The following is a 24,702-nucleotide window of genomic DNA, read 5'->3' as shown; positions in this document are numbered from 1 at the left end:
AAAGCACATGGAACGGCGCGGCCCCTGGATGCTGCACCGACATTATAAATGGGGTCGATGATGGGAAAGATCGTACATCTTCTAATGTCCGCGGCGATGGTCGCGGGCCTGGGCGCCGCACCCGCGCTTGCGCAGTCCAAGCAAGTGCTGACGCATGAAACGCTGTGGATGATGAAGCGGGTCGGCGCGCCACTGACCAGCCCGGACGGCAAATGGGTCGTCTATGCGCTGAGCGAGCCATCCTATGCGAAGGATGAAACGGTCAGCGATCTGTGGATCGTGCCGGCAGATGGCAGCGCGGCGCCACGCCGGTTGACGTCGACCAAGGCGGGAGAGAGCGACCCGGCCTGGGCACCCGACAGCCGCCGCATCGCTTTTTCGGCCAAGCGCGAAGGTGACGATGTCGCGCAGATCTACATCCTCGACCTTGCAGGTGGCGAGGCCCGGCGCGCGACCGATGTGCCTACCGGCGCAGCCCGACCGCAATGGCGCCCGGACGGACAAGCGATCCTGTTCGAAACTCTGGTCTATCCCGGCGCGATGGATTCCGCGACGAACAAGAAGGCGGCGGACGAGCGCAAGGCGCGCAAATTTTCCATGCGCGTCTATGAACATTTCCCGATCCGCTACTGGAACGACTGGCTGGACGATCGCCGGCCCAGCTTTTGGGTGCAGCCTCTGACCGAAGGTGCGATGGCGCGCGACCTGATGTCCGCGACGAAACTGGCCCAAACGGAAGGCTTTGGCGGCAGCCCGCAAAATGACGGTGGCATGACCCTGTCCCCGCTCTGGAGCCCCGACGGCAAGGAAATCCTGTTCATCGCCACCACACAGCGATGGGATGCGGCGCATGCGCGGGTCAATTACGGCCTGTACCGAATGCCGGCCGATGGCGGCGAACCGACCCTGGCTACGCCGGTTCAGGGCGAATATGGCGATCCCAAATTCACGCCCGATGGCAAGAGCCTGATCGTCAAGTTCAACAGTCAGGGTGAGGATGTCTATGATCTGGCGCGGCTGCATCGCATCGCCTGGCCCGCAGGCGGGGCCGCGACGCTGCTGACCGGCGCGTTCGATCGCGAAGTGGACGGCTTTGCCGTGACGCCTGACAGTCGTACCCTGTATCTGACGGTGCCGGACGCAGGCATGGAAAATCTCTATCGCCTGCCCGTTGCCGGCGGAAAACCCGCACTGGTGGTCGCGCCCAAGTTCGGCGGCTATAGCGCGATCGACATTCCGTCGGACGCCAAGTCGACCGAACTGATCGCCAGCTATGGCAGCGCGGTGAACCCGGCCGAAATCGTACGGATCGATCCGAAAACCGGGCGCCATACCAACCTGACCAACGTCAATACGGCGCTCGCCGCGACGATCGACTGGTCCAGCCCACAGCATTTCTGGTTCACCAGCGACAAGGGGCGGCGCATCCATAATATGATCGTGACGCCGCCTGCGTTCGACCCGGCAAAGTCCTATCCGCTGATGGTGCTGATGCATGGCGGCCCGGCATCGTCCAACGCCGACCAGATCGGCCTGCGCTGGAACTATCACCTGCTGGCGAGCGCGGGCTATGTCGTGTTGATGACCGATTATACCGGATCGACCGGCTATGGCGAAGCCTTCTCCCGCGCGATCAAGCTGGACCCGCTGCGTGGCCCGGCCGAGGAAATCAATCGCGCCGTGGACGAAGCGGGCAAGCGGTACAGCTTCATCGACACCGCTAATGCCTGCATCGGTGGGGCCAGCTATGGCGGGCATCTTGCCAATTGGATGGAAGCCACGACCAGCCGCTATAAATGTATCGTCAGCCATGCGGGCGAAGTCGATCTGCTGACCCAATGGGGCACCAGCGACTTCAACTATGGGCGCGAAGTGGCGAGCGGCGGCCCGCCCTGGGGCGACAGCAAGGTGTGGCGCGACCAGAGTCCGATCACCTATGCCAAGGACTGGAAGACACCGATGCTGCTGACGGCTGGCGAGCGCGACTATCGCGTCCCCATGTCGAATACGCTGGAAACCTGGTCGACGTTGCAGCGGATGCAGGTGCCCAGCCGCCTGCTCATCTTCCCCGATGCCTGGCATTGGATCACCAAGCCCGAAGACAGCCGCCAATTTTATCGTGAGGTCCAAGCTTGGCTGGCCCATTATCTGAAGGGTGCGCCCGCGGTAAAGGGCGGGCCGATCGCCACCCCGGCAAAAGCCGCGCCCGGCGCGGAATAATCCGTCCATTTAAAGTCTGAAAGAACGCCGGCGGATCACAAGTCCTGCCGGCGTTTTACGTGACGGGCGGTTACGCGAAGCGTCGTTTAGACGGAGCCGTCTCCCGGCGTGGCAACATATGGTGCTTCGACCCCATCCAACCATCCCGATCGGCTAATCCACAAGTTCATGACGCGGCGGGCGTGCAACTCGCTCAGCGAGGCGACAGGCAAACCCCCGGCGCGGCTGGCGGAAAACCCACTCGCCTCACTCCATTACGGATAACTTCGTATCTATGAATTTTTCGTCTATGCGAATTTAATCCGATGCTTTAGAGGGAGGTACAAGAAGCAAAAAGGCTGGAGGGATAATATGCCGGTCATTCACCCGAATTGGGAACGTCCGCCCGTCAACATGGTCGATGGCTATTCGCTGGAGATGACGGCGAAGGATGTGGAATCGCTGCGGGAGGCAGCGCCGGCCATCGCGCGCGACACGCCCGTTGCCGTCACCTTCCTGCCCGGCGAGGATTTTGCCGCCCGCATCGCCGCGACGAAGCTGGTCCGCAGCCTGGGTTTTGAACCCATGCCGCATTTTTCCGCGCGTCGGATCACCTCCACAACGGAGTTCGAGGATTATCTGGCCGCCGCGGTGGCGGAAGCGGATGTGCAGCGCTGCTTCGTGATTGCCGGCGACCCGTCCGAACCCGAAGGCCCCTATTTCGACAGCAGCGCGTTGATCGCCAGCGGCGCGTTCGAACGGGCCGGCATCCGCGCCATCGGCATTGGTGGCCATCCGGAGGGTCATCCGAACATGTCCCCGGAGCAATGCTGGTCGGTGCTGACCAGCAAGTGCAGCGAGATCGAAGCACGCGGCATGGCCCCGCTGATCGTCACCCAGTTCGTGTTCGATGCCGACGCGGTGCTCGCCTGGCTCACCGAATTGCGTGCCCGTGGTATCAGCGCACCGGTCCGCATCGGCGTGCCCGGCCCCGCCGGCATCAAGACGCTGATGCGCTTCGCCGCCCGTTGCGGTGTCGGGGCATCCGCTTCCGTGCTCGCAAAATACGGAATTTCGATTACGAAGCTGATCGGATCGGCCGGCCCTGACAAGCTGGTCGATCGGTTCGAGCGGGCACTGGGGGATGAACATGGCAAGGTGCGGTTGCACTTCTATCCCTTTGGCGGCCTGGAAAAGACGGTGGCCTGGATCAACGACTATGCCCGCGCGCACTGACGCAGATGGGTGAGCGGGAGGAGATTGACGTGACGACTATCTATACGCTGCGGCTTCAGTGCGACGACAAGCCGGGCCTGGTGGCGAAGGTCGCCGGTTATCTGGCGGCGCGGGGCTGCAATATCGTCGATGCGCAGCAATTCGACGATGCGATGAACAACACCTTCTTCATGCGCGTCGCGTTCAAGCCCGGCGCGGGCGAGACGCTGGACGGCCTGCGCGACGGGTTCGCGCCGATCGCGCAGGACGCGGACATGGACTGGTCGCTGACCGATCAGGCCGCGCCCAAGAAGGTCGTGCTGATGGTCAGCAAGTTCGACCATTGCCTGGGCGACCTTCTCTATCGCCAGCGGATCGGCGAACTGCCGATGGATGTGGTCGGCATCATTTCCAACCATCCGCGCGAGGTGCTGCACACCTCGATGATCGGCAACATGCCCTTCTTCCACTTCCCGATCACGAAGGACACGAAGGCCAGCCAAGAGGCGCAGATCAAGCAGGTCGTGACCGAAACCGGCGCGGACCTGATCGTCCTTGCCCGCTATATGCAGATTTTGAGCGACGATCTGGCCGCTTTCCTGTCGGGCCGCTGCATCAACATCCATCACAGCTTCCTGCCCGGCTTCAAGGGCGCCAAGCCCTATCATCAGGCCTATGAGCGGGGCGTGAAGATGATCGGTGCGACCGCCCATTATGTCACCGCCGACCTGGACGAAGGTCCGATCATCCATCAGGATGTCGAGATGATCGGCCATGCCGACGTACCCGACGAACTGGTGCGCCGTGGCCGCGACATCGAACGGCGCGTGCTGGCCGAAGCGGTGCGGCTGCATCTGCAGGACCGGGTATTCATGAACGAGTCGCGCACCGTCGTCTTCCGGGGCTGATCCATGGCCACGCTTATCGACGGGCGCGCGATGGCGCGCGCGCTGGGCGAGCGGACCGCCGATGCCGTCGCCGGGCTGAAGGCCGACGGCATCGATCCGGCGCTGGCCGTGGTACTGGTGGGACATGATCCCGCCAGCGAAATCTATGTCCGGCGCAAGATCGGCGAATGTCGCAAGGCGGGCATCGGCTCCATCGAAAAGCGACTGGCGGCCGATTGCGGGGAGCAGGCGCTGCTGGACCTGATCGACGGGTTGAACGCCGATCCGGCGGTGCATGGCATATTGGTGCAGTTGCCGCTGCCGGCCGGAATCGACGCGGCCCGGGTGCTGGACCGGATATCCCCGGCCAAGGATGTCGATGGATTCCACCCGGTCAATGTCGGGCGGCTATCGACCGGTTCGCAAAGCCTGGTGCCCTGCACGCCGCTGGGCATCATGCTGCTGCTGGACAGCGTGATCGACGATTATCGCGGCCTCAACGTCGTGGTGATCGGCAAATCCAATATCGTCGGCAAGCCCGTCGCCATGCTGTTGCTCGAGCGGGAAGCGACCGTCACCGTTACCCATATCGAGACGCGCAACCTGCCCGATATCGCCCGCGCCGCCGATGTGATCGTGGCGGCGGCGGGCGCGCCGCATCTGGTGCGCGGCTATTGGGTGAAGCCGGGCGCGGTCGTGATCGACGTCGGCATCACGCGCGTTGTCGATCATGACGGCAACAGCCGGATCGTGGGCGATTGCGCGACCCATGAACTGGATCATGCCAAGGCGGTGACGCCGGTGCCCGGCGGCGTCGGCCCGATGACGATCGCCTGCCTGCTCAGCAATACCGTCACCGCCGCGCAGAGGAGCATAGGCTGATGGCATCCGTCACCACCAGAGTTCGAGTGAAGGATCTGCCTTTACTGGCCGATATCGGCATCAATCCGGACGAGATCGGCCGGCGCCAACCGCTGGTCATCACCGTCCAATTGTTGCTGGATGGCGGTGCGGTCGAGGGGATCGGCGAAACGATCGACTATCGCCGGATCGTCCGCGCCGCCGAAGCCATGTCGGAAGTGCATATCCCGCTGATCGAGACATTTGCCCAGCGACTGGGCGAGGAATGCCTCAGTTGGCCGGGCGTGGTGGAGGCCTGCGTCAATGTCGACAAGCCTTTCGCCCTGACGCGCGGGCTGGCGGGGGTCGAGGTCGTGGTTAGCCGGGACTGATATCGGCGGGCATTGATGTAAATCTATATCCTTCCGTTCCCCGGCGTAGGCCGGGGTCCAGTTCAGAGCTTGGAACTGGACCCCGGCCTACGCCGGGGAACGCATTATATGCCTCAGCTTCATAGCTTCTCGGGGTCAAGCCCCCGCCCGGTCGAGGATGCGACGCGCCTGCACCAGATGCGGGCGGTCGATCATCTTGCCGTCCAGCTTCAATGCGCCTGCGCCGGGATGGGCGGCGAAGGCGTCGACGATGGCGCGGGCATGGGCCAGTTCGGCAGGTGTTGGCGTGAAGCCGGCATTGATCGTGGCGACCTGAACCGGGTGGATCGCCATCATGCCGGTAAAGCCGTCGCGGCGGGCACGGGCGACATAGGCGGCCAAGGCGTCCGGCGCGTCGATGCGGGGGAAGACCGTCTCGATCGCGGCGGTTGCGGCTGCATGGGCGCCGAACAGGGTGAGCGATCGGACCATTTCATAGGGCGGCGTATAGCGGCCGTCCTCCTCGCGAGACGTTGCTGCGCCGATCGCGGCAGGCAGGTCTTCCGCGCCCCAGGTGAGGCCGGCCAGATGATCGCGAACCGTCGCATAGCTGCCTAACTGAAAGATGGCGGCGGGCGTTTCCGTCGCGATCGGCAGGATCGGCAATCGCACGTCGCCCAGCAGCCCAAGCAACGCCTCTACGCTGGCCGCACCCTCCGCCTTGGGCAGCAACAAGCCATCGGGACGGCCCGGCAGTATGGCGGCCAGATCGGCTTGCGTCTGGTCGCCGTCCAGCGGATTGACGCGCACGAAGGTCGGGACCGGCCGATCCCCTGCGAGCCATTCGGCCACGGCCCCGCGCGCCTCTCCCTTGCTCTCAAAAGCGACCGAATCTTCCAGGTCGAGGATCAGCGCGTCCGCACCGCTGGCCGCTGCCTTGGCGAAGCGATCGGGCCGGTCGCCCGGCACGAAGAGCAGCGAGCGCAACGTCATGCGTCGGACTTTTTGAGCAGCGCCATGCGCAGACATTGGCACACGACCTCATCCCGTTGATTATAGAGGCGGTGGGTGAAGGTGACGATGCCCGCGCCGGGGCGCGACTTGCTGGGCTTGAGATCGGTCACTTCCGTTTCGCAGCGCATCGTGTCGCCGATGAAGACGGGGTTGGGCATGACGAGCTTGTCATAGCCAAGGTTAGCGACCAGCGTGCCAAGCGTCGTATCGCCCACCGACAGGCCCACCATCAGCGCGAAGGTGAAGGTGCCGTTGACGAGGATCTGGCCGAATTCGCTGGCCTTGGCCGCTTCGGCGTCCAGATGCAGGGGCTGCGGATTATGGGTCATCGTCGTGAAGAGGAGATTGTCCGTCTCCGTCACGGTACGACGGATGTCATGGACGATCCGGTCGCCCACCTGCCACTGGTCGAAATATCTGCCTGCCATATCGTCGTCCCTTAACTTCGCACATTTCCCGCCAATTTCGACATTTTATGTCGAAAACAGGACATTATCGAACTACCCTTCCACCAGAGCTGGCGGCGACCACCATAGGCCGGAGCGCCCGCTGTAGGACAGGATCATTCGTCCTTTTCGATCCGGGCGAGCAAAGCGCCTTCGCTGACCTGACCGCCTTGCGCTGCATTGAATTCGGCGACGATGCCATCGAATGGCGCGACCAGGCTATGCTCCATCTTCATCGCTTCCAAGGTCAGCAGTTTCTGCCCCTTGGCGACCTTGTCCCCCGCCGTCACGGCAACGGCAATGATGCGGCCGGGCATGGGCGAAAGGATGGCGCCATCGGATGCCGCGCCGCCGGCGCCGCCGCTCGCGCGCCAAGGCGTCAGGTGCCAGACCTGCCCACCTTCGGCGATCAGCACATCTTCCAGGGCTTCGCCATCATCCGTTCCATCGCGCGGATCAAAGCGGATCGTCACGGCTTCGCCATCGAGCAAGAAGGCCGCCTCCGCCCTGATCGGGGCGTTGAGGCGGAAACCCGACAAGCCGTCTCCCGACACCAATACCGTTGCCGCGTCGGCCAGCGCCTCGTCGGACGGATGGTGCGGCGGGAGCAGCGCGTCTCCCTCTCGCCCGATCAGGCCCGTATCCAGCTGCGCCGCGACGAAAGTCGGATGCTCCAACGCCTTGACGAGGAATCCCGCATTGGTGCGCAGCGGCCAGATAGCCGTATCGTCCAGCGACGCGGCCAGCGAACGGCGCGCTGCATCACGGCTGGGGCCATGGGCGATCACCTTGGCAATCATCGGGTCGTAGAAGGGCGAGATTTCCGCGCCCTGTTCGACACCGGTATCGATGCGGCACCCGTGACCCAGTTCGAACGTGTCGAGCCGCCCGATCGACGGCAGGAAACCCTTGGCCGGGTCTTCGGCATAGAGGCGCGCTTCCATCGCCCAGCCGTTAATCGACAGTTCTTCCTGTTTTTTCGGCAATGGTTCACCCGATGCGACGCGCAATTGCCATTCGACCAGATCCTGCCCGGTAATCTCTTCCGTCACGGGATGTTCGACCTGAAGCCTTGTGTTCATTTCCATGAACCAGATGCGGTCGGGGCGCAGACCGTCGCCGCCATCAGCGATGAATTCGATCGTGCCGGCGCCGACATAATCCACCGCCTTCGCCGCATTGACCGCCGCCTGACAGACAGCCGCGCGGGTTTCCGGGTCCATGCCCGGCGCAGGCGCTTCCTCTATCACCTTTTGATGACGGCGCTGGAGCGAGCAGTCGCGTTCGAACAGATGGACGACATTGCCATGGCTGTCGCCGAAGACCTGCACTTCGATATGGCGCGGGTTGGTGATCCACTTTTCCAGCAGCACCTGGTCATTGCCGAAGCTGGAGGCGGCTTCGCGCTGGCAGGAGAGCAGGGCGTCGGCGAAGTCGGCGGCATCATCCACCTTGCGCATGCCCTTGCCGCCGCCACCGGCGACCGCCTTGATCAGGACGGGATAGCCGATCGCGTCGGCCTCCGCCTTCAGCCGGTCGGGTGACTGGTCTTCTCCGAGATAACCGGGCGTGGTGGGGACGCCCGCTTGCTGCATCAATTGCTTGGCCGCGTCCTTCAGGCCCATGGCGGTGATGCTGGCGGGATTGGGGCCGACCCAGATGAGGCCGGCATCCTGCACCGCCTGCGCGAACTGGGCGTTTTCGGACAAGAAGCCATAGCCCGGATGAATGGCCTGCGCGCCGGTCTGCTGCGCGGCGGCGATGATGCGGTCACCCAGCAGATAGGATTCACGCACCGGCGAGGGGCCGATATGCACGGCTTCGTCGGCGGAGCGGACATGCAGGGCGTTGGCGTCCGCATCGGAATAGACCGCGACGGTGCGGATGCCCATGGCACGCGCGGTGCGGATGATGCGACAGGCGATTTCGCCGCGATTGGCGATGAGGAGGGACTGAATCATCGTCATTACATCCTGAAAATGCCGAATTGCGCGCGGTCTTCGACCGGGGCGTTCAGCGCGGCGGCGAAGGCGAGGCCGAGGACGTTGCGAGTCTGAGCCGGGTCGATCACGCCATCGTCCCACAGCCGCGCGGTCGCATAATAAGGATTGCCTTCATCCTCATATTTGCGGCGGATCGGCGCCTTGAAGGCTTCGGCCTCCTCAGCGCTCCATACGGCAGCGTCGCGGTGGACGGTCGCCAGAACGCTCGCGGCCTGTTCGCCGCCCATCACGCTGATCCGGGCGTTGGGCCAGGTGAAGAGGAAGCGCGGGCCATAGGCGCGGCCGCACATGCCGTAATTGCCCGCGCCGAAGCTGCCGCCGATCAGCACGGTGATCTTGGGCACTTGCGCGGTGGCGACGGCGGTGACGAGTTTCGCACCATTTTTGGCGATCCCCTCCGCTTCATATTTGCCGCCGACCATGAAGCCGGAGATATTCTGGAGAAAGAGCAAAGGGATGCGGCGCTGGCAGGCGAGTTCTATGAAATGCGCGCCCTTAAGGGCGCTTTCGCTGAACAGGACGCCGTTATTGGCAAGGATCGCGACCGGCATGCCCCAGATATGGGCAAAACCGCAGATGAGCGTAGTGCCGTAGAGCGGCTTAAACTCATGAAATTCGCTGCCGTCGACGATGCGGGCGATGATTTCGCGCACATCATAGGGCGCGCGGACGTCGTCGGGAATGATGCCATAAAGGTCGGCGGCGTCGAATTTCGGCGGGCGGGGATCGCGCAGGTTGAGGTCGGGCTGACGATCGGGCTGGAGCGTCGAGACGATGTCGCGCACGATGGTGAGCGCATGATCGTCATTTTCGGCGACATGATCGACTACGCCGGACTTGCGGCCATGCAGGTCGCCGCCGCCAAGGTCTTCTGCGCTGATCACTTCGCCGGTCGCGGCCTGCACCAGCGGCGGGCCGGCGAGGAAGATGGTGCCCTGATTGCGGACGATCACCGTTTCGTCCGACATGGCGGGCACATAGGCGCCGCCCGCCGTGCAGCTGCCCATGACGCAGGCGATTTGCGGGATGCCGCGCGCGGACAGGTTTGCCTGGTTGTAGAAGATGCGGCCGAAATGGTCGCGATCCGGGAAGACCTCCGCCTGATTGGGCAGGTTCGCGCCACCGCTGTCGACCAGATAGATGCAGGGCAGACGGTTTTCGAGCGCGATTTCCTGCGCGCGCAGATGCTTCTTCACGGTCAGCGGATAATAGGTGCCGCCCTTCACCGTGGCGTCGTTGCAGCCGATCATCACCTGCCGACCGGACACGCGGCCGATGCCGGCAATGAGGCCGGCGCCGGGCACTTCGTCGCCATAGAGGCCGTTGGCGGCAAGTTGGCCGATTTCCAGGAAGGGCGAGCCGGGATCGAGCAGCCGCTCGACACGATCGCGGGGGAGCAGCTTGCCGCGGGCGACATGTTTCTCGCGGGCGTTGGACGAGCCGCCCTGCGCGGCGGTCGCGACCCGCTCGCGCAGTTCCTGCGCCAGCGCGCGGTTTTGCGCGGCGTTGCTGCGGAAGGCCTCACTGTCGGGCGACAGCTTGCTGTCGAGCACGGGGGCGCTCATGCTCCGATCAACTCCCGACCGATCAGCATGCGGCGGATTTCATTGGTGCCAGCGCCGATATCCAGCAATTTGGCATCGCGCATATAGCGTTCGACCGGCCAGTCCTTGGTATAGCCCGCGCCGCCCAAGGCCTGCACCGCTTCCAGCGCGACCTTCATCGCATTCTCGCTGGCCAGCAGGATCGCGCCGGCCGCGTCGAAGCGGGTGGTCTTGCCGGAATCGCAGGCGCGGGCGACGGCATAGACATAGGCGCGGGCACTGTTGAGCGCGACATACATGTCGGCGACCTTGGCCTGCATCAGTTGAAAGGCGCCGATGGGCTTACCGAACTGCTTGCGCTCGCGAATATAGGGCAGGACGGTGTCGAGGCAGGCCTGCATGATGCCAAGCTGGATCCCCGCCAATACGGTGCGCTCATAATCGAGGCCGCTCATCAGGATGCCGACGCCGCCGTTGAGCGGACCCATGATATTCTCCTCCGGCACTTCGCAATCGTCGAACACCAGTTCGGCGGTCGGCGATCCGCGCATGCCCATCTTGTCGATCTTCTGGCCGATGGAGAAGCCCTTCATCCCCTTTTCGATGAGGAAGGTGGTGATGCCTTTCGACCCCTCGCCCGTCTTGGCATAGACGACCAAAGTGTCGGCATAGGCCGCGTTGGTGATCCAGAATTTGGTGCCGTTCAGGATATAGTGGTCGCCCTTCTTCTCCGCCTTCAGCTTCATCGAGACGACGTCGGAGCCCGCGCCCGCTTCCGACATGGCAAGGCTGCCGACATGCTCACCGGAAATCAGCTTGGGGAGATATTTCGCCTTCTGCTCGGCATTGGCCCAGCGGCGGATCTGATTGACGCACAGATTGGAGTGCGCGCCATAGCTTAGACCTATGGAGGCGGAGGCGCGGGCGACTTCCTCCTGCGCGACGACATGTTCCAGATAGCCCAGGCCCAGGCCGCCATCTTCCTCCGCCACGGTGATGCCGTGCAAGCCAAGCTCGCCCATGGCCGGCCATAGTTCGACCGGGAACCAGTCCTTCGCGTCGATCTCGGCCGCCAACGGGGCGATACGGTCGGTCGCGAAACGGGCCGCGCTGTCGCGGATCATGTCGGCATTGTCGCCCAGCGCAAAATCGAAATCGGTCATCGGCGTCTCTCTCCTATTGCCACCTTCTTAGCGCAGCCGGCGCCGGCTGGAAAATTGACAGTCCCATATCAGTGTATAGATGGAACCTATGATCGAACGCTATCTTCTCCGCTATTTCCTGGCCGTGGTCGATCAGGGCAATTTCTCCCGCGCGGCGGTGCATTGCAATGTGTCGCAGCCGACCCTGTCGGCAGGCATATCCAAGCTGGAGAACGCGCTGCAACGGCAACTGTTCACCCGCACCAACCAGCGAGTGCAATTGACCCAGGCCGGCACGCGCTTCCTGACCCATGCCCGGCGGATCGAACGGGAGTTCAACATGGCGCTGGGCGCGATGGCCGATATCGCGCAGGCGCGGCCGGTGCGGATCGGCGTGCTGAGCAGCATAGCCGGCACGATCGTCGCGCAGGCGGCGCGGGCCTATCGGGCGGAGGGCGGCGGGCCGGTGGAAATCGCCTTCGCCAGCGAACGCGAATTGACCGCGATGCTGGCGCGCGACCGGATCGACGCGACCTTCAGCATTCTGCGGCCGGGCGCACAGTCGATGGCACAGCAGGTGGTGGCGGAGGAAGCCTATGCCATGGTTATGGCGGCCGACCATCCCCTGGCCGGCCGGACGCAACTGGATGCGGAGGATCTGCGGCAGGAGACGATGATCGTGCGACGGCATTGCGAATTGCTATCGCAGACCAGCCGGCATTTTCTGGAGCGCGGCGTGCGGCCGCATTTCTCGCTACGCACCACCAATGACGAGCGTGCGTTGCAGATGGTGGGGGCGGGCATGGGCGTGACGGTAATGCCCGATTGCTATCGCAGCCCTGATGTCGCCCATGTGCCGCTGGCCGGCTTCGATCATCGCCGGACATTGGGCTTCACGCTGGCGGATGAAGGACTGGCCGACCATGGCCTACTACGCGCGCTGGCGGCGGCATTTGGGTAGCGGATATGCCGATCGGCAGTTTGGCGGCGCATCGTCTGACGGGAACTGGCGGGGGCGCTTGCATTTGCCTATGAGGGGCCGGAATTTCCATTTTCGGGCGCCAAGCATCATGTCCTTCCTTACCCTCCTTTCAGGCCTCGTCGCATGAGTACGCTGCCCTATCTGGCCGGTGTCGAACTGGGGGGGACGAAGGTTTTCGTTTTGCGGGCGCGGGGGCGGACGATCGAGGAGCGGGTGATGATCCCGACCACGACGCCGCAGGAGACGCTGAGCGCGGCGGCGGCGCTGTTGCGGCGCTGGCATGAGGCGGGGCCGTTCGAAGCGCTGGGTATCGGATCGTTCGGGCCGCTGCGGTTGGACCGGGCGGCGGCCGATTTCGGCCATATGTTGCCGACGCCCAAGCCGGGCTGGACCGGCGCCGATATTTATGGCGCGCTGGCGGGGGTGCTGCCCTGCCCCGCCGCGATCGACACCGACGTCAATGGCGCGGCGCTGGCCGAGGTCCGCTGGGGTGCGGGGGCGGAGGGCGATGGGCCATCCGATTGCCTGTGTTACATCACCATCGGCACGGGCCTGGGCGCGGGCTTCGCGCTGCATGGCCGGCCGCTCCATGGCGCGATGCATCCGGAACTGGGGCATATCATGACGCGCCGGGCGCCGGACGACAGCTTTGAAGGGGCCTGCCCCTTCCATAGCGACTGTATCGAGGGGCTGGTATCCGGGCCGGCGCTGGCGAAGCGGTTCGGCGTGGCAGGCAACCGGATCGCGGCCGACGATCCGCGCTGGGATGATGTCGCCCATGATATCGCACAGATGGTCGGTACGATATTGCTGACCACGGCGGCCCGCCAGGTGCTGATCGGCGGTGGCGTGGGCATGGGGCGGACCGACCTGCTGGAGCGGGTGCGGGCAAAGGTGGTGGCGCAGCTGGCGGGCTATCTGCCCTTCGTTACCGAGGCAACGATCGGCAGCATCGTTCGCCCGCCGGCGCTGGGCGATCAGGCCGGGCCGCTGGGCGCGGTGGCGCTGGCGATGGATGCGCTGGAGGCCGCTCGGCTGCGCTGATGCGACAGCGAGTTGGACAGGCCAAAGCGGCTGTTCAGGCAGCGCGTTTAAATCCAAGTCATTGAATAACGAAGATTTTTGAAAAATCGCCGTCCCATCGATCGACGTTCCATCCTATTGTCCCTATTTTTCCAGAACTTAGGCCGGATGCACGACGGCGCCCGCCCGCAGGATCGCGTCCTGAAAGGCGCGCGCCGTGGGAGGCAGGTCATTTTTGTGGATCATCCATAGCCGGGTACGCACGGTGGGAAAGAGCGGACGCAGGATCACCTTGTCCACATGCAGGCGCGAGAGCGAGCGCGACAATATGGTCGCGCCGAAACCGGCGGCCACCAGCCCCAGCAAGGTCGCGAAACTGCCGACCTCCAGCGTGATGCTGGGCCGGAATCCGGCCTGTTCGCACAGCGTGAAGAAATGGTCGTTAAAGTCCGCGCTGCTGGCGGTGGCGTAGAGGACGAACGGCACCCCGACGAGGTCCGCGATGGACGGTTCGGCCGCGCGCCGGGCAAGAACATGGTCCTGTCGCAGGGCGAGCAGCATATCTTCCTCCAGCAACCAGGTGGCGCTGAGGCCGTCGGGCAGGGTCGGTGGCGCGACGCCGCGAATGATACCGATGTCGAGATCGCCCCGCTCGATCAGCGCGACCTGATCGTCGCGCCCCAATTCCTGCACGCGCAGGTCGACATGGGGAAAGCCCTGACGGAAATCATAGAGCGCATCGGCAATCTGCGGCACGAAGGGGGCAGAGGCGGTGAAACCCAGCGCAAGCCGCCCCAGATGGCCGCTCTGGGTCCGGCGGGCGACATGCGCGGCATGGTCCGCCTGCGCCAGCGTCTTGCGCGCTTCGGGCAGGAACAGCCGGCCAACCTCCGTCAGCGCCACGCGGCGGCTGGTCCGGTCGAACAGGCGGGCGCCCAGTTCCTCCTCCAGCGCGCGGATTTGCTGGCTGAGCGGCGGTTGCGACATGCCCAGGCGCCGGGCGGCGCGGCCAAAGTGCATCTCCTCCGCCACGCACAGGAAATACCGCAAATGTCTTAGGTCCATCGGATCAGGTCGCCATAGATATCAATCATGCTTTATTAGATATTGGACACGAAATAGACAACTGCCCATAGCGCCTGCCAAGGGTGGCGTTTTGAAACCATAATGGGCGCCTTCGCAAAGCATGACGCAGGAGATAGCGGGTCCACCGGCTCGATGCGTTGTTCTCCATTGCGGCCATGATTGAACGGAGAGGCGAATATTCACTACCGGCGGTTCGGGCCGGCGTGATGCGTGCGGGAGTCCTGGTTTGATCGGTATCGTCAAGGTTGCGCTGCACAGGCCGTTGACCTTCATCGTCATGGCGATCCTGATCGCGATCGTCGGCATCATGGCAGCGGTGCGCACCCCGGTCGATATCTTCCCCAATATCCGCATCCCGGTGATCGCCGTGGCCTGGCAATATGCCGGCCTGCCGCCCGAAGACATGGCGAACCGCATCGTCACCCCCTATGAGCGGGTGCTGACCACCACCGTCAACGATATCGAACATATCGAAAGCCAGTCGATGCAGGGCATCGGCGTGGTGAAAATCTATTTCCAGCCCGGCGCCGACATCCGCACCGCCACTGCGCAGGTGACGTCGGTATCGCAGACGGTGTTGCGCCAGATGCCGCCGGGCGTCACGCCGCCGCTGATCCTGAACTATAGCGCGTCGACGGTACCGATCCTGCAACTGGCCTTGTCCGGTCAGGGCCTGTCCGAACAGCAATTGTTCGACCTCGGCCAGAATCAGATCCGGCCGTCCCTCGTCACCATTCCCGGCCTTGCCATGCCCTTCCCGTCGGGCGGCAAGCAGCGGCAGATCCAGATCGACCTCAATCCGGTCGCCCTCCAGTCCAAGGGACTGACCGCGCAGGATGTCGGCACCGCGATCGCCGCGCAGAACCAGATCAATCCCGCCGGCTTCGTGAAGATCGGCGCGACCCAGTATAGCGTGCGCCTGAACAACGCGCCCGGCACGATCGAGGCGCTGAACGACCTGCCGGTCAAGGTAGTGAACGGCGCGACCATCTACATGCGCGATATCGCCTATGTCCGCGACGGCAGCGGGCCGCAGACCAATGTGGTGCATGTCGAAGGACGCCGGTCGGCGCTGCTGACCGCGCTGAAAAATGGCGCGACATCGACGCTGGCGATCGTCGACGGCGTGAAGGAAGCGCTGCCCAAGATCAGTGCCACATTGCCCGACAATCTGAAGATCCTGGTGATCGGCGACCAGTCGCTGTTCGTGAAGGCTGCGGTCGAGGGCGTGATCCACGAAGGCGCGCTGGCAGCGGCGCTGACGTCGCTGATGATCCTGCTGTTCCTGGGCAGCTGGCGGTCGACGGTCATCATCGCACTGTCCATTCCGCTCGCCATTCTAGCGGCGGTGGCGGCGCTGGCGATGTTCGGCCAGACGCTGAACGTCATGACGCTGGGCGGGTTGGCGCTGGCGGTCGGCATCCTGGTCGACGACGCGACGGTGACGATCGAGAATATCAACTGGCATCTGGAACAGGGCAAGGGGGTGGTGGAATCCATCCTGGACGGCGCGGCGCAGATCGTGACGCCGGCTTTCGTGTCGCTGCTGTGCATCTGTATCGTGTTCGTGCCGATGTTCTTCCTGCCGGGCGTTGCGGGCTTCCTGTTCGTGCCGATGGCGCTGTCGGTGGTGTTCGCGATGATCGCGTCCTTCATCCTGTCGCGCACGCTGGTGCCGACGATGGCCATGTATCTGCTCAAACCCCATGTCGAGCATGGCGACGCCCATATGTCGGGCGATGCGCAGTCGCGTAATCCGCTCGTGCGGTTCCAGCGCGGCTTCGAAAGGCGGTTCGAGACGGTCCGTGACAGCTATGTCGGGCTGCTGCGCGGCGCATTGAATGCGCGCAAGCCCTTCCTGCTGGGCTTCATGGCTGTGGTGATCCTGTCCTTCGGCCTGCTCCCGCTGCTGGGCAGCAATTTCTTCCCGGCGGTGGATTCAGGGCAGATCGCCATGCATATCCGCGTGCCGGTGGGCAGCCGGATCGAGGATACGGCGGCACGGTTCGAGCGGATTTCCGCCGCGGTCAAGGATATGGTGCCGGCCGGGGAACTGGCGTCGATCACCGACAATATCGGCCTGCCGGTCAGCTCCATCAACACGGTCTATAATAATAGCGGCACGATCGGCCCGCAGGATGGCGACATGATGATCGCCCTGAAGCATGGCCATCGCCCGACCGACGAGATCGTCGGCAAGCTGCGCGAGGAACTGCCCCGCCGCTTCCCCGGCACCAATTTCGCCTTCCTGCCGGCCGACATCACCAGCCAGATCTTGAATTTCGGCGCGCCGGCCCCGATCGACATTCAGATTTCCGGCAAGAATGCCGCCGCCAACCGCGCCTATGCGCAAAAGCTGCTGGCGAAGGTCGCGACCATTCCGGGGCTTGCCGATGCGCGCATCCAGCAGCCGGGCCGATCGCCGCAGCTGGACGTCGATGTCGATCGCAGCCGGGCGGGCCAATATGGCCTGACCGAGCGTGACGTGACGACCAGCCTGGCCAGTTCGCTGGCGGGCACCGCGCAGACCGCGCCCGTCTTCTTCGTCGATCCCAAGACGGGCGTGTCCTATCCGGTCGTGGCGCAGGCGCCCGAATATCTGGTCGGGTCGATCAGCGACCTGTCCAACGTGCCGGTGTCCGCCGCGGCGGGATCGAATGGCGCGGTGCAGCCTTTGGGCGGCCTTGCCACGATCGAGCGGTCGAACACGGTGCCGGTGGTGTCGCATTATAATATCGCGCCGGTGCTGGACATCTATGCCACGGTACAGAGCCGCGACCTGGGTGCGGTGGCGGGCGACATCAACGCCGCCATCAAATCGCTGGAGAAGGAAGAGCCCAAGGGCGCGACCATCACCATGCGCGGCCAATATGCGACGATGAACACCGCCTTTTCGGGTCTGGGCTTTGGCCTGGCCGGCGCGATCGTGCTGATCTACCTGTTGATCGTCGTCAATTTCCAGAGCTGGGTCGATCCCTTCGTCATCATCACCGCCCTGCCCGCGGCGCTGGCCGGCATCGTGTGGATGCTGTTCGTGACCGGTACCACCTTGTCGGTCCCGGCGCTGACCGGCGCGATCATGTGCATGGGCGTCGCGACCGCCAACTCGATCCTGGTCGTCAGCTTCGCGCGAGAGAAGCTGGCCGAACTGGGCGACGCGACCGCCGCCGCGATGGAGGCGGGCATGGTCCGTTTCCGCCCGGTGCTGATGACCGCATTGGCCATGATCATCGGCATGGGTCCGATGGCGCTGGGCCTGGGCGAAGGCGGCGAGCAGAATGCGCCGCTGGGCCGCGCGGTGATCGGCGGTCTGGTCTGCGCCACCATCGCCACCCTCTTCTTCGTCCCCGTCATCTTCAGCTTCGTCCACCGCCGCCACAAGGCCGCCGACCCCCAGATGGAAATGCAGCCCAGCCATGTCTGATATCACCCCGGAACAGAATCAGCCCGTCACCGGCCCGGACAGCCGAACGCTCAAGCGCGTGGGCATCGGCGCCGCCGTGATCGCCATCGCCGTCGTGGGCTTTGGCGTGGCGACCCGGATCAGCGCAACCAACGAGTTGCGCGGCACGGCGGAAAAGGCGGCCATTCCCTCCGTCGCGGTCGTATCGCCCAAGCAGGATGGCAAGGGCGGCGCGCTGGTGCTGCCGGGCAATGTCCAGGCCTATAACAGCGCGGCCATCTATGCCCGGACCAATGGCTATGTCAGCCGGTGGCTGGCCGATATCGGCGACAATGTGCGGGCCGGACAGTCGCTGGCCGTGCTGGACGCGCCGGAAGTCGACCAGCAGCTGGCCGCCGCGCAGGCCGATTATCAGACCGCGCTGGCCCAGCAACGCCTTGCCGAAACGACGGCCAAGCGCTGGGCCGTGATGCTGGCCAAGGATGCCGTATCCAAACAGGAATCGGACGAGAAGAATGGCGATCTGGCCGCGCGATCGGCGGTCACCAACGCGGCAATGGCCAATGTGAAGCGGCTGCGTGCGTTGCAGGGCTTTACCCGACTGGCCGCGCCCTTCGATGGGGTCGTGACCAGCCGCGCGGCGCAGATCGGTGCGCTGGTGGTGGCGGGCAATGCCGCGTCGCAGCCGCTCTTCACCGTGTCCGACGTGCATCGCATGCGCATCTATGTCCGCGTGCCGCAGGGCTATTCGGCGCAGGTGAAGCCGGGCATGGCCGCCACGCTGATGCTGCCCGAATATCCGGGCCGGACGTTCACCGCCACGCTGACCAGCAGTGCCGGCGCAGTCGATGCGCAATCGGGCGCGGTTCTGGTGCAGTTGCAGGCCGAAAATCCCGATCGGGCATTGAAGCCGGGCGCCTTTGCGCAGGTCAGCTTCAATGTCGGACAAGGTGGCGGCAATGGCATGTCCCTGCCGGGCAGCGCCATTCTCTATGGCAATGACGGTCCGACCGTCGCGGTGGTCGGCAGCGACAATCGCGTGACCGTACGCCCCGTCACCATCACCCGCGACGAAGGCGCGACCGTGCTGATTTCCGGCGCGATCAGGCCAGGCGACAAGGTGATCGATTCCCCACCGGATTCGATCCAGTCGGGCGACAAGGTGAGCGTCGCGTCGGGCGGCAAGGGCACGGCGCATGCGGGGTAAGATGGTGCAGCGGGCGCTGCCGGCCTTGGGGCTGAGTCTGCTGGGCGCCTGTTCGATGGCGCCGGCCTATCAGCCACCGCAGATCGCCGCGCCCGAAAGCTACAAGGAAATGGAGGGCTGGACCCAGGCGACGCCGATGGACGTCGCGCCACGCGGTGCGTGGTGGAGCGCGTTCGGCGATCCGGTGCTCGACGATCTGGAGACACGCGCCGAGGCCGCCAGTCCAACCTTGGCGGCGGCGCTGGCGCGCTACGATCAGGCGCGCGCCGTGGCGCGGGTCGAAACATCGGACCTGATCCCGACCGTGGGCGTGGGCGCAGATGGCAGTCGCCGGCGCGTGTCCGGCAACCGGTTCCAGGGCAATGGCAATGCGCAGACCTATAATGACTATTCGGTCGGCGCGACGCTGGATTATGAGCTGGATTTGTGGGGGCGCATCCGCAACAGCGTGAAGGCCGCGAACGCCGACGCGCAGGCAAGCGAAGCCGATCTGGCCGCAGCGCGCCTCAGCCTTCAGGCGTCGGTGGCCGATGCCTATGCACGATTGCGCGGGCTGGATGCGCAGGCTGACCTGCTGCATCGCACGGTCGAGGCGTTCGATCGCGCCTATCGGTTGACCGACACGCGCCATGAAGGCGGCATCGCGTCGGGGATCGACGTCAATCGCGCGCGTACGACGCTGAGCAATGCCAAGGCTCGGATTTCGGCGGTCGCCAATGAGCGGGCGGCGACCGAACATGAACTGGCAGCGCTGACCGGTGCCGTGGCATCCGGCTTTGCGATCGCGCCGCAGGTTCAGGCGCTCAAGGCGCCCGCAGTGCCGACGGGGGCACCATCCGCGCTGTTGCAGCGTCGGCCCGATGTCGCGGCGGCCGAGCGGCGCATGTTCGCCATGAACGCCCGGATCGGCGTGGCGCGCGCGGCTTTCTTTCCATCGTTGACGCTGGGACTGAGCGGCGGGTGGCAGACCACGCACGGCCAATTACTGTCCACGCCCAATAGCGTCTGGGGCCTGGGGCCGCTGGCGGCGGCGCTGACCCTGTTCGACGGCGGCCGGCGCAAGGCGCAGGTCAAATTATCGCGTGCGGAGTATGATGAGCAGGCCGCCAGCTATCGCGCCACGGTGCTGGGCGCCTTTCGCGACGTGGAGGACGGTATCGCTGCACTGCGTCACCTGTCGGTGCAACTGGTCGATCAGCGCGACGCGGCACAGGCGGCGCAGCGGACGAGCGACCTTGCCTTCACCCGCTATCGCGACGGTGCGTCGGACTATCTGGAAGTCGTCACCGCGCAGACCGATGCGCTCGATGCGCAAAGCGCGCTGCTGAATGCGGAATTTGCGCGAATGCGCGCCAGCATCGCGCTGGTCAAGGCTTTGGGCGGATCGGTCGACCCGGCCTGATCGAACAGGAGGCGGACGATGCGAAGCCTGTCGCCATCCGCCTCCTCCTCAATATTGCCACGCCTCCATTTTCGAAGCGCAAGATGATATGCTTCGATTAACCATGACGATTGATCGGAACGATCAATTGTTGCACTGCAAAATCTTGGAGCAGAGCGCGGCATCCTTCCTTGTCAGCGACCCGCCTTTTCCATGCCGCTTTGACAATTGCGCCGGATGACGGCACAAAGCCATATGGCCCATTCCCATGTCCCACCTCAACGGGCCGACCATCTGGATAGGATATCATCATGGCCGACACCGAACAGCCCGATTATACGAGCCTGACCGTCCAGTTGCTGAGCGCCTATGTCGCCAACAACACAGTCGCCAGCGAAGATCTGGCCACATTGATCCAGTCGACCCGCGCCGCACTGATCGCGGAGACTGCGCCGGCGGAGCCGGAGACGGTCGAGCATGTCCCCGCCGTGAGCGTGCGCAAGAGTATCGCATCGCGCGAGCATATTTTGAGCCTGATCGACGGGCGGCCGTACAAGACGCTCAAGCGCCATCTGGCCACCCATGGCCTGACCCCGGCCGACTATCGCGCGCGCTATGGCCTGCCCGAAAGCTATCCGATGGTGGCGCAGGCCTATTCGGACCAGCGCCGCGCCGTGGCGCAGAAGCTGGGCCTGGGCCAGCGCGGTACGCAGGCGCGGGTCGCCGCTGCGGCCGCCGCCGCACCTGCCGCCGAGGCCAAGCCTGCAACCCCGCCGGCCAAGGCGAAAAGCGCCGCCACCAAGGCCGCCCCTGCCCCCAAGAAGAAGGCCAGTGCCAAGCCTGCCGCTGCGGCACCGGCAAGCGTGCCGGTGGTAGCCGAAACGCCGGCGCCCAAGCCTGCCGCCAAGAAGGCTGCCCCTGCCGCGAAGGCAGCGGCAAAGCCCAAGGCCGAAGTAGCGGCGAAGGCCGCACCTGCCGCCGCAGAGCCGGCCAAGGCGAAAAGCGCCGCCACCAAGGCGCCAGCCGCGCCTAAGGCACCGCGCAAGAAGCTGGGCATCAAGGCCGAGGCGACCGACGCCGCCTCCTGACGACAAGAGGCGCCGCATCCCGTGAGGGTGCGGCGTCTGTCAGGCCGGTCGCGCGCGATCAGTCCGGATCGACCGCCGCATATTTATAGCGTTCCTGCGATGCCAGGCGGATGCTGGCATTGGGCGCGCCATAGCCTTCATAATCGTGGCGCTCGACAAATTCGAAGAAGAAGCGTTTGTGGAAGGCGCGGCTATAGAGTTGGAGATAGTCGCCGCCGTTACCGTCTGCATCATAGAAGATGTTCGCCTGCGCCAATGCATCGCGCCGCCGATCGTCAAGCCCGAAGCGGGCCGCGATGTCATCATGATAATTGGCCGGGATCGGCAGGATTTCGGCGCCGCCCTGCGCCATGCTTGCCGTCCGCGCCAACAAGTCCGGCGTAGCGAGCGCAATATGCTGATAGCCGCCACCGACATTATGTTCGACGAAGCGCGACGACAGAGTGCCGAGCGCTTCGGACGCGTTGAGCGTGACGCGCAGCGCCCCGTCCGCCGATTGCAGCGGCTGGCTTAGCACCAGTCCCGACGGATCGATCACATCGGCCTGGAAACTTTGCTGCAAGCCGAACAGCGAGCGCCAATAGAGTTGCCAGGACAGATATTCTTCGATCCGCACGACCGCGGCGAGATGGTCGATGGATAGCGGCGCGTCGTCGACGACGGCGCCGGTGGGCGTGAATTCACTGTCCCACATGGCGTCGACGTCGTCCGCCCCGATCAGATAGACCAGACTGCCGCCGATGCCGCGTAATGCAGGGAAGGCGAGATTGCCGGGCGCGTCACCATCGTCCACCGTGCGGATGCCTAGATGGGCCGCGCGCGCCGCGACCGCATCGCGATCGGGCACAACCAGTCCCACGGCACAGATGGACGGGCCATGGGCGACGCGGAAATCATGGCCGAAGCCCTCTGCTTGCGCATTGACGACCAGATTGACCGATCCCGCCTGCCAGCGGCTGACCGCCTTGGTCGGATGAATGCCGGTGCGGACGAAGCCGAGCGAGCCGAACATGCGCTCCAGCGCGGGAACATCTTCGTCGCCTACCGTAAATTCGACGAATTCGGGCCGAACATGGGCCGGCGGTGTGGGTGCGGCGGCCGGCCGGTCGAGCAAACGCAGCGCCGCATCCTCGACATGGCGGAGCGAGCGTAGTCCGTCGGCCGCGATCAGATCTGCGGACCAGCCGCGAAAACGATCGTTGAAGATTTCGAGCGAGAGCGGACCTGAATAACCGGTCGCCAATATCTCTGCCACATAGGCTTCGACGGCAAGACCGCCCTGCCCCGGAAAATTGCGGAAATGGCGGCTCCAATAGAGCAGGTCCATATCCAGTTTCGGTGCGTCGGCTAGTTGGACAAAGGCGATCTTGTCGCCGGGAATAGCGCGGATGCTGTCGCTGGGGATACCGCGCGAGAGGGAATGGAAACTGTCGAGGATGATGCCGACATTGGGATGATCGACCTGCTCCACGATGGACCAGGCATCGCGATGATCGAAGACATGGCGGCCCCAGGCCAGTGCCTCATAGCCCACGATGATGTCGTGGGTGGCGGCCAGTTCGCCCAGTTGCTGAAAGTCGGCGACGATGCGGTTGCGCTCGCCCAGCGCATGGGGCGAGCAGTTGGAACAGACCAGAATGTGACGCGCGCCGAGTTCACCCATCAGGTCGAACTTGGCCGCCGCCCGGTCGAAGGCACGCTGACGCATGGCGCCCGGCATCCCCTCGAAATCGCGGAACGGCTGATAGAGCATGCAGGAAAGGCCGAGATCGTCCAGCATCGCCCGCACTTCGCGAGGGCGGAGTGGCGAGGCGATCAGGTCATTCTCGAAAATCTCCACCCCGTCGAAACCGGCAGCGGCGGCGGCGCGCAGTTTCTCCTCCAGCGTGCCGCTCAAGGATACGGTGGCGATGCCGAATTGCAGGGTCATGGCTTGCCTCTCCTTCTGTCGTCAGCCCGCAAGCGCGGCGTGGAAATTCACGCGCATGCGGGCGGGATCGGCGGTGAGGCCGGTGAAATGCTGGAACGCGCCGACTGCCTGGAAAATGGTCATGCCGCTGCCGTCGAGCGTCGTGCAGCCGGCCTCTCGCGCTTCGCGCAGCAGCTGGGTTTCCAGCGGGAAATAGACGATGTCCGTGACCCAAAGGCGCGGTTCGAGCAGGTCGCGCGGGATTGCGGATCCCGGATGCACCGCCATGCCCATGGGGGTCGCGTTGACGATGCCGTCGGCGCGGCCGATCGCCATGCTCAGATCCTGCCCCACGATCGCGCGGCCGGCGCCGTGGGCGGCACAGAGTGCCGCGGCAAGAGCGGTGGCGCGGTCTATGTCGGAATCGAACAGGGTCAGTTCCGCCACGCCCAGATCCATCAGCGCATGAGCGGTCGCCGCCCCTGCCCCGCCGGCGCCCATCTGGACCACCCGCGTCGTGTCGGTGCCATGCGGCAGGCCGGAGCGGAGATTTTCGGCAAAGCCGGTGACGTCCGTATTATAGCCGATACGCCGGCCATCGCGGAAGACGACGGTGTTGACCGATCCGATCTGCGCCGCCTGGGGCGAAAGATCGTCCAGATGGGCGATGACCGCCTGTTTATAGGGGTGGGTGACGTTGACGCCGGCGAAACCGGCCAGTTGCAGCGCGTCGAGCAGACGGGGCAGATCCTTGCCATCCATGCCGTCGGCCGCGAAATCGAACAGGCGATAGATCAGGCGCACGCCTTGCGCATCCGCTTCGCTTTCCTGAAGACGCGGCGTGAGCGACGCCTGGATATCCCGCCCGATCAAGCCGGTCAGATAGCGGGCGGGGACGGAGCGGGTCTGGGTCAATGTGGGATCATCCGATTGGGAGAAAATATCCCCGCCGCCCGAATGAC

The 24,702-nt window shown here is 64.6% G+C and carries 19 protein-coding genes; 11 read left to right on the top strand and 8 right to left on the bottom strand.

Features of this window, described 5'->3' with window-relative positions:
• Positions 1-60 precede the first annotated feature (60 nt).
• The 5 genes from F4U94_RS01100 to F4U94_RS01080 all read left to right on the top strand — a co-directional run bounded on the left by F4U94_RS01100 (position 61) and on the right by F4U94_RS01080 (position 5,533).
• On the top strand, positions 61-2,220 hold the full coding sequence (locus F4U94_RS01100) for a dipeptidyl-peptidase 5 (protein WP_120253578.1): 2,160 nt from the start codon (positions 61-63) through the stop codon (positions 2,218-2,220).
• A 351-nt stretch (positions 2,221-2,571) separates the two neighbouring features.
• Entirely contained in the window at positions 2,572-3,435 is an 864-nt protein-coding gene (locus F4U94_RS01095; RefSeq protein WP_120253142.1) for a methylenetetrahydrofolate reductase, read from the top strand.
• Between the two features lie 29 nt (positions 3,436-3,464).
• Positions 3,465-4,322 carry a formyltetrahydrofolate deformylase gene (gene purU, locus F4U94_RS01090; protein WP_120253579.1) on the top strand — a complete coding sequence of 286 codons (858 nt, stop codon included), beginning with the start codon at positions 3,465-3,467 and terminating at the stop codon, positions 4,320-4,322.
• A gap of 3 nt (positions 4,323-4,325) precedes the next feature.
• Positions 4,326-5,183, top strand: a complete 858-nt coding sequence (locus F4U94_RS01085; RefSeq protein ID WP_120253143.1) for a bifunctional 5,10-methylenetetrahydrofolate dehydrogenase/5,10-methenyltetrahydrofolate cyclohydrolase — start codon at positions 4,326-4,328, stop codon at positions 5,181-5,183.
• Positions 5,183-5,533, top strand: a complete 351-nt coding sequence (locus F4U94_RS01080) for a dihydroneopterin aldolase (protein ID WP_120253144.1) — start codon at positions 5,183-5,185, stop codon at positions 5,531-5,533. The genes F4U94_RS01085 and F4U94_RS01080 overlap by 1 nt, the downstream gene beginning before the upstream one ends.
• 135 nt (positions 5,534-5,668) lie before the next feature.
• Here the strand turns inward: F4U94_RS01080 and F4U94_RS01075 are convergent, their stop codons facing one another.
• The 5 genes from F4U94_RS01075 to F4U94_RS01055 all read right to left on the bottom strand — a co-directional run bounded on the left by F4U94_RS01075 (position 5,669) and on the right by F4U94_RS01055 (position 11,682).
• Positions 5,669-6,505, bottom strand: coding sequence for an HpcH/HpaI aldolase/citrate lyase family protein (locus F4U94_RS01075; protein ID WP_120253145.1), 837 nt, complete (start codon positions 6,503-6,505; stop codon positions 5,669-5,671).
• Complete coding sequence (locus F4U94_RS01070; RefSeq protein ID WP_120253146.1) at positions 6,502-6,954, bottom strand: MaoC family dehydratase; 453 nt, start codon at positions 6,952-6,954, stop codon at positions 6,502-6,504. Before F4U94_RS01070 ends, F4U94_RS01075 begins: the two co-directional genes overlap by 4 nt.
• A 134-nt stretch (positions 6,955-7,088) precedes the next feature.
• Positions 7,089-8,933, bottom strand: a complete 1,845-nt coding sequence (locus F4U94_RS01065) for an acetyl/propionyl/methylcrotonyl-CoA carboxylase subunit alpha (protein ID WP_120253580.1) — start codon at positions 8,931-8,933, stop codon at positions 7,089-7,091.
• 5 nt (positions 8,934-8,938) lie between these two features.
• Positions 8,939-10,540 carry a carboxyl transferase domain-containing protein gene (locus F4U94_RS01060; RefSeq protein WP_120253147.1) on the bottom strand — a complete coding sequence of 534 codons (1,602 nt, stop codon included), beginning with the start codon at positions 10,538-10,540 and terminating at the stop codon, positions 8,939-8,941.
• Positions 10,537-11,682 (bottom strand): isovaleryl-CoA dehydrogenase, encoded by a 1,146-nt coding sequence (locus F4U94_RS01055; protein WP_120253148.1) that lies wholly within the window; start codon positions 11,680-11,682, stop codon positions 10,537-10,539. Before F4U94_RS01055 ends, F4U94_RS01060 begins: the two co-directional genes overlap by 4 nt.
• Positions 11,683-11,770: 88 nt before the next feature.
• Here F4U94_RS01055 and F4U94_RS01050 point away from each other — a divergent pair, with 88 nt between their 5' ends.
• Positions 11,771-12,622 carry a LysR family transcriptional regulator gene (locus F4U94_RS01050; RefSeq protein WP_120253149.1) on the top strand — a complete coding sequence of 284 codons (852 nt, stop codon included), beginning with the start codon at positions 11,771-11,773 and terminating at the stop codon, positions 12,620-12,622.
• Positions 12,623-12,766: 144 nt separating this feature from the next.
• Positions 12,767-13,687, top strand: a complete 921-nt coding sequence (locus tag F4U94_RS01045) for an ROK family protein (protein ID WP_120253150.1) — start codon at positions 12,767-12,769, stop codon at positions 13,685-13,687.
• Between the two features lie 138 nt (positions 13,688-13,825).
• Here F4U94_RS01045 and F4U94_RS01040 read toward each other — a convergent pair whose 3' ends face one another.
• On the bottom strand, positions 13,826-14,731 hold the full coding sequence (locus tag F4U94_RS01040) for a LysR substrate-binding domain-containing protein (RefSeq protein WP_120253151.1): 906 nt from the start codon (positions 14,729-14,731) through the stop codon (positions 13,826-13,828).
• A gap of 247 nt (positions 14,732-14,978) precedes the next feature.
• Here F4U94_RS01040 and F4U94_RS01035 point away from each other — a divergent pair, with 247 nt between their 5' ends.
• The 4 genes from F4U94_RS01035 (at position 14,979) to F4U94_RS01020 (ending at position 21,831) form a co-directional block, all read left to right on the top strand.
• Complete coding sequence (locus F4U94_RS01035) at positions 14,979-18,176, top strand: efflux RND transporter permease subunit (RefSeq protein WP_150411812.1); 3,198 nt, start codon at positions 14,979-14,981, stop codon at positions 18,174-18,176.
• Positions 18,169-19,362 carry an efflux RND transporter periplasmic adaptor subunit gene (locus F4U94_RS01030; protein ID WP_120253153.1) on the top strand — a complete coding sequence of 398 codons (1,194 nt, stop codon included), beginning with the start codon at positions 18,169-18,171 and terminating at the stop codon, positions 19,360-19,362. The genes F4U94_RS01035 and F4U94_RS01030 overlap by 8 nt, the downstream gene beginning before the upstream one ends.
• Positions 19,352-20,764, top strand: coding sequence for an efflux transporter outer membrane subunit (locus F4U94_RS01025; protein ID WP_120253154.1), 1,413 nt, complete (start codon positions 19,352-19,354; stop codon positions 20,762-20,764). Before F4U94_RS01030 ends, F4U94_RS01025 begins: the two co-directional genes overlap by 11 nt.
• A 290-nt stretch (positions 20,765-21,054) precedes the next feature.
• Positions 21,055-21,831 carry a Ros/MucR family transcriptional regulator gene (locus tag F4U94_RS01020; protein ID WP_120253155.1) on the top strand — a complete coding sequence of 259 codons (777 nt, stop codon included), beginning with the start codon at positions 21,055-21,057 and terminating at the stop codon, positions 21,829-21,831.
• Between the two features lie 58 nt (positions 21,832-21,889).
• Here the strand turns inward: F4U94_RS01020 and F4U94_RS01015 are convergent, their stop codons facing one another.
• The gene (locus tag F4U94_RS01015; protein WP_232016289.1) at positions 21,890-23,761 is read right to left on the bottom strand and encodes a bifunctional sugar phosphate isomerase/epimerase/4-hydroxyphenylpyruvate dioxygenase family protein; all 1,872 of its coding nucleotides are present in this window, start codon (positions 23,759-23,761) and stop codon (positions 21,890-21,892) included.
• 21 nt (positions 23,762-23,782) lie between these two features.
• A complete protein-coding gene (locus tag F4U94_RS01010) occupies positions 23,783-24,655 on the bottom strand; it encodes a shikimate dehydrogenase (protein ID WP_120253156.1) in 873 nt (290 codons plus the stop codon).
• Positions 24,656-24,702: the final 47 nt, after the last annotated feature.

Source organism: Sphingobium limneticum, assembly GCF_008710155.1.
GTDB classification, from domain to species: domain Bacteria; phylum Pseudomonadota; class Alphaproteobacteria; order Sphingomonadales; family Sphingomonadaceae; genus Sphingobium; species Sphingobium limneticum.
The sequence above is the reverse complement of the archived record's forward strand: the minus strand, read 5'-3'. Positions and strand labels throughout refer to the sequence as shown.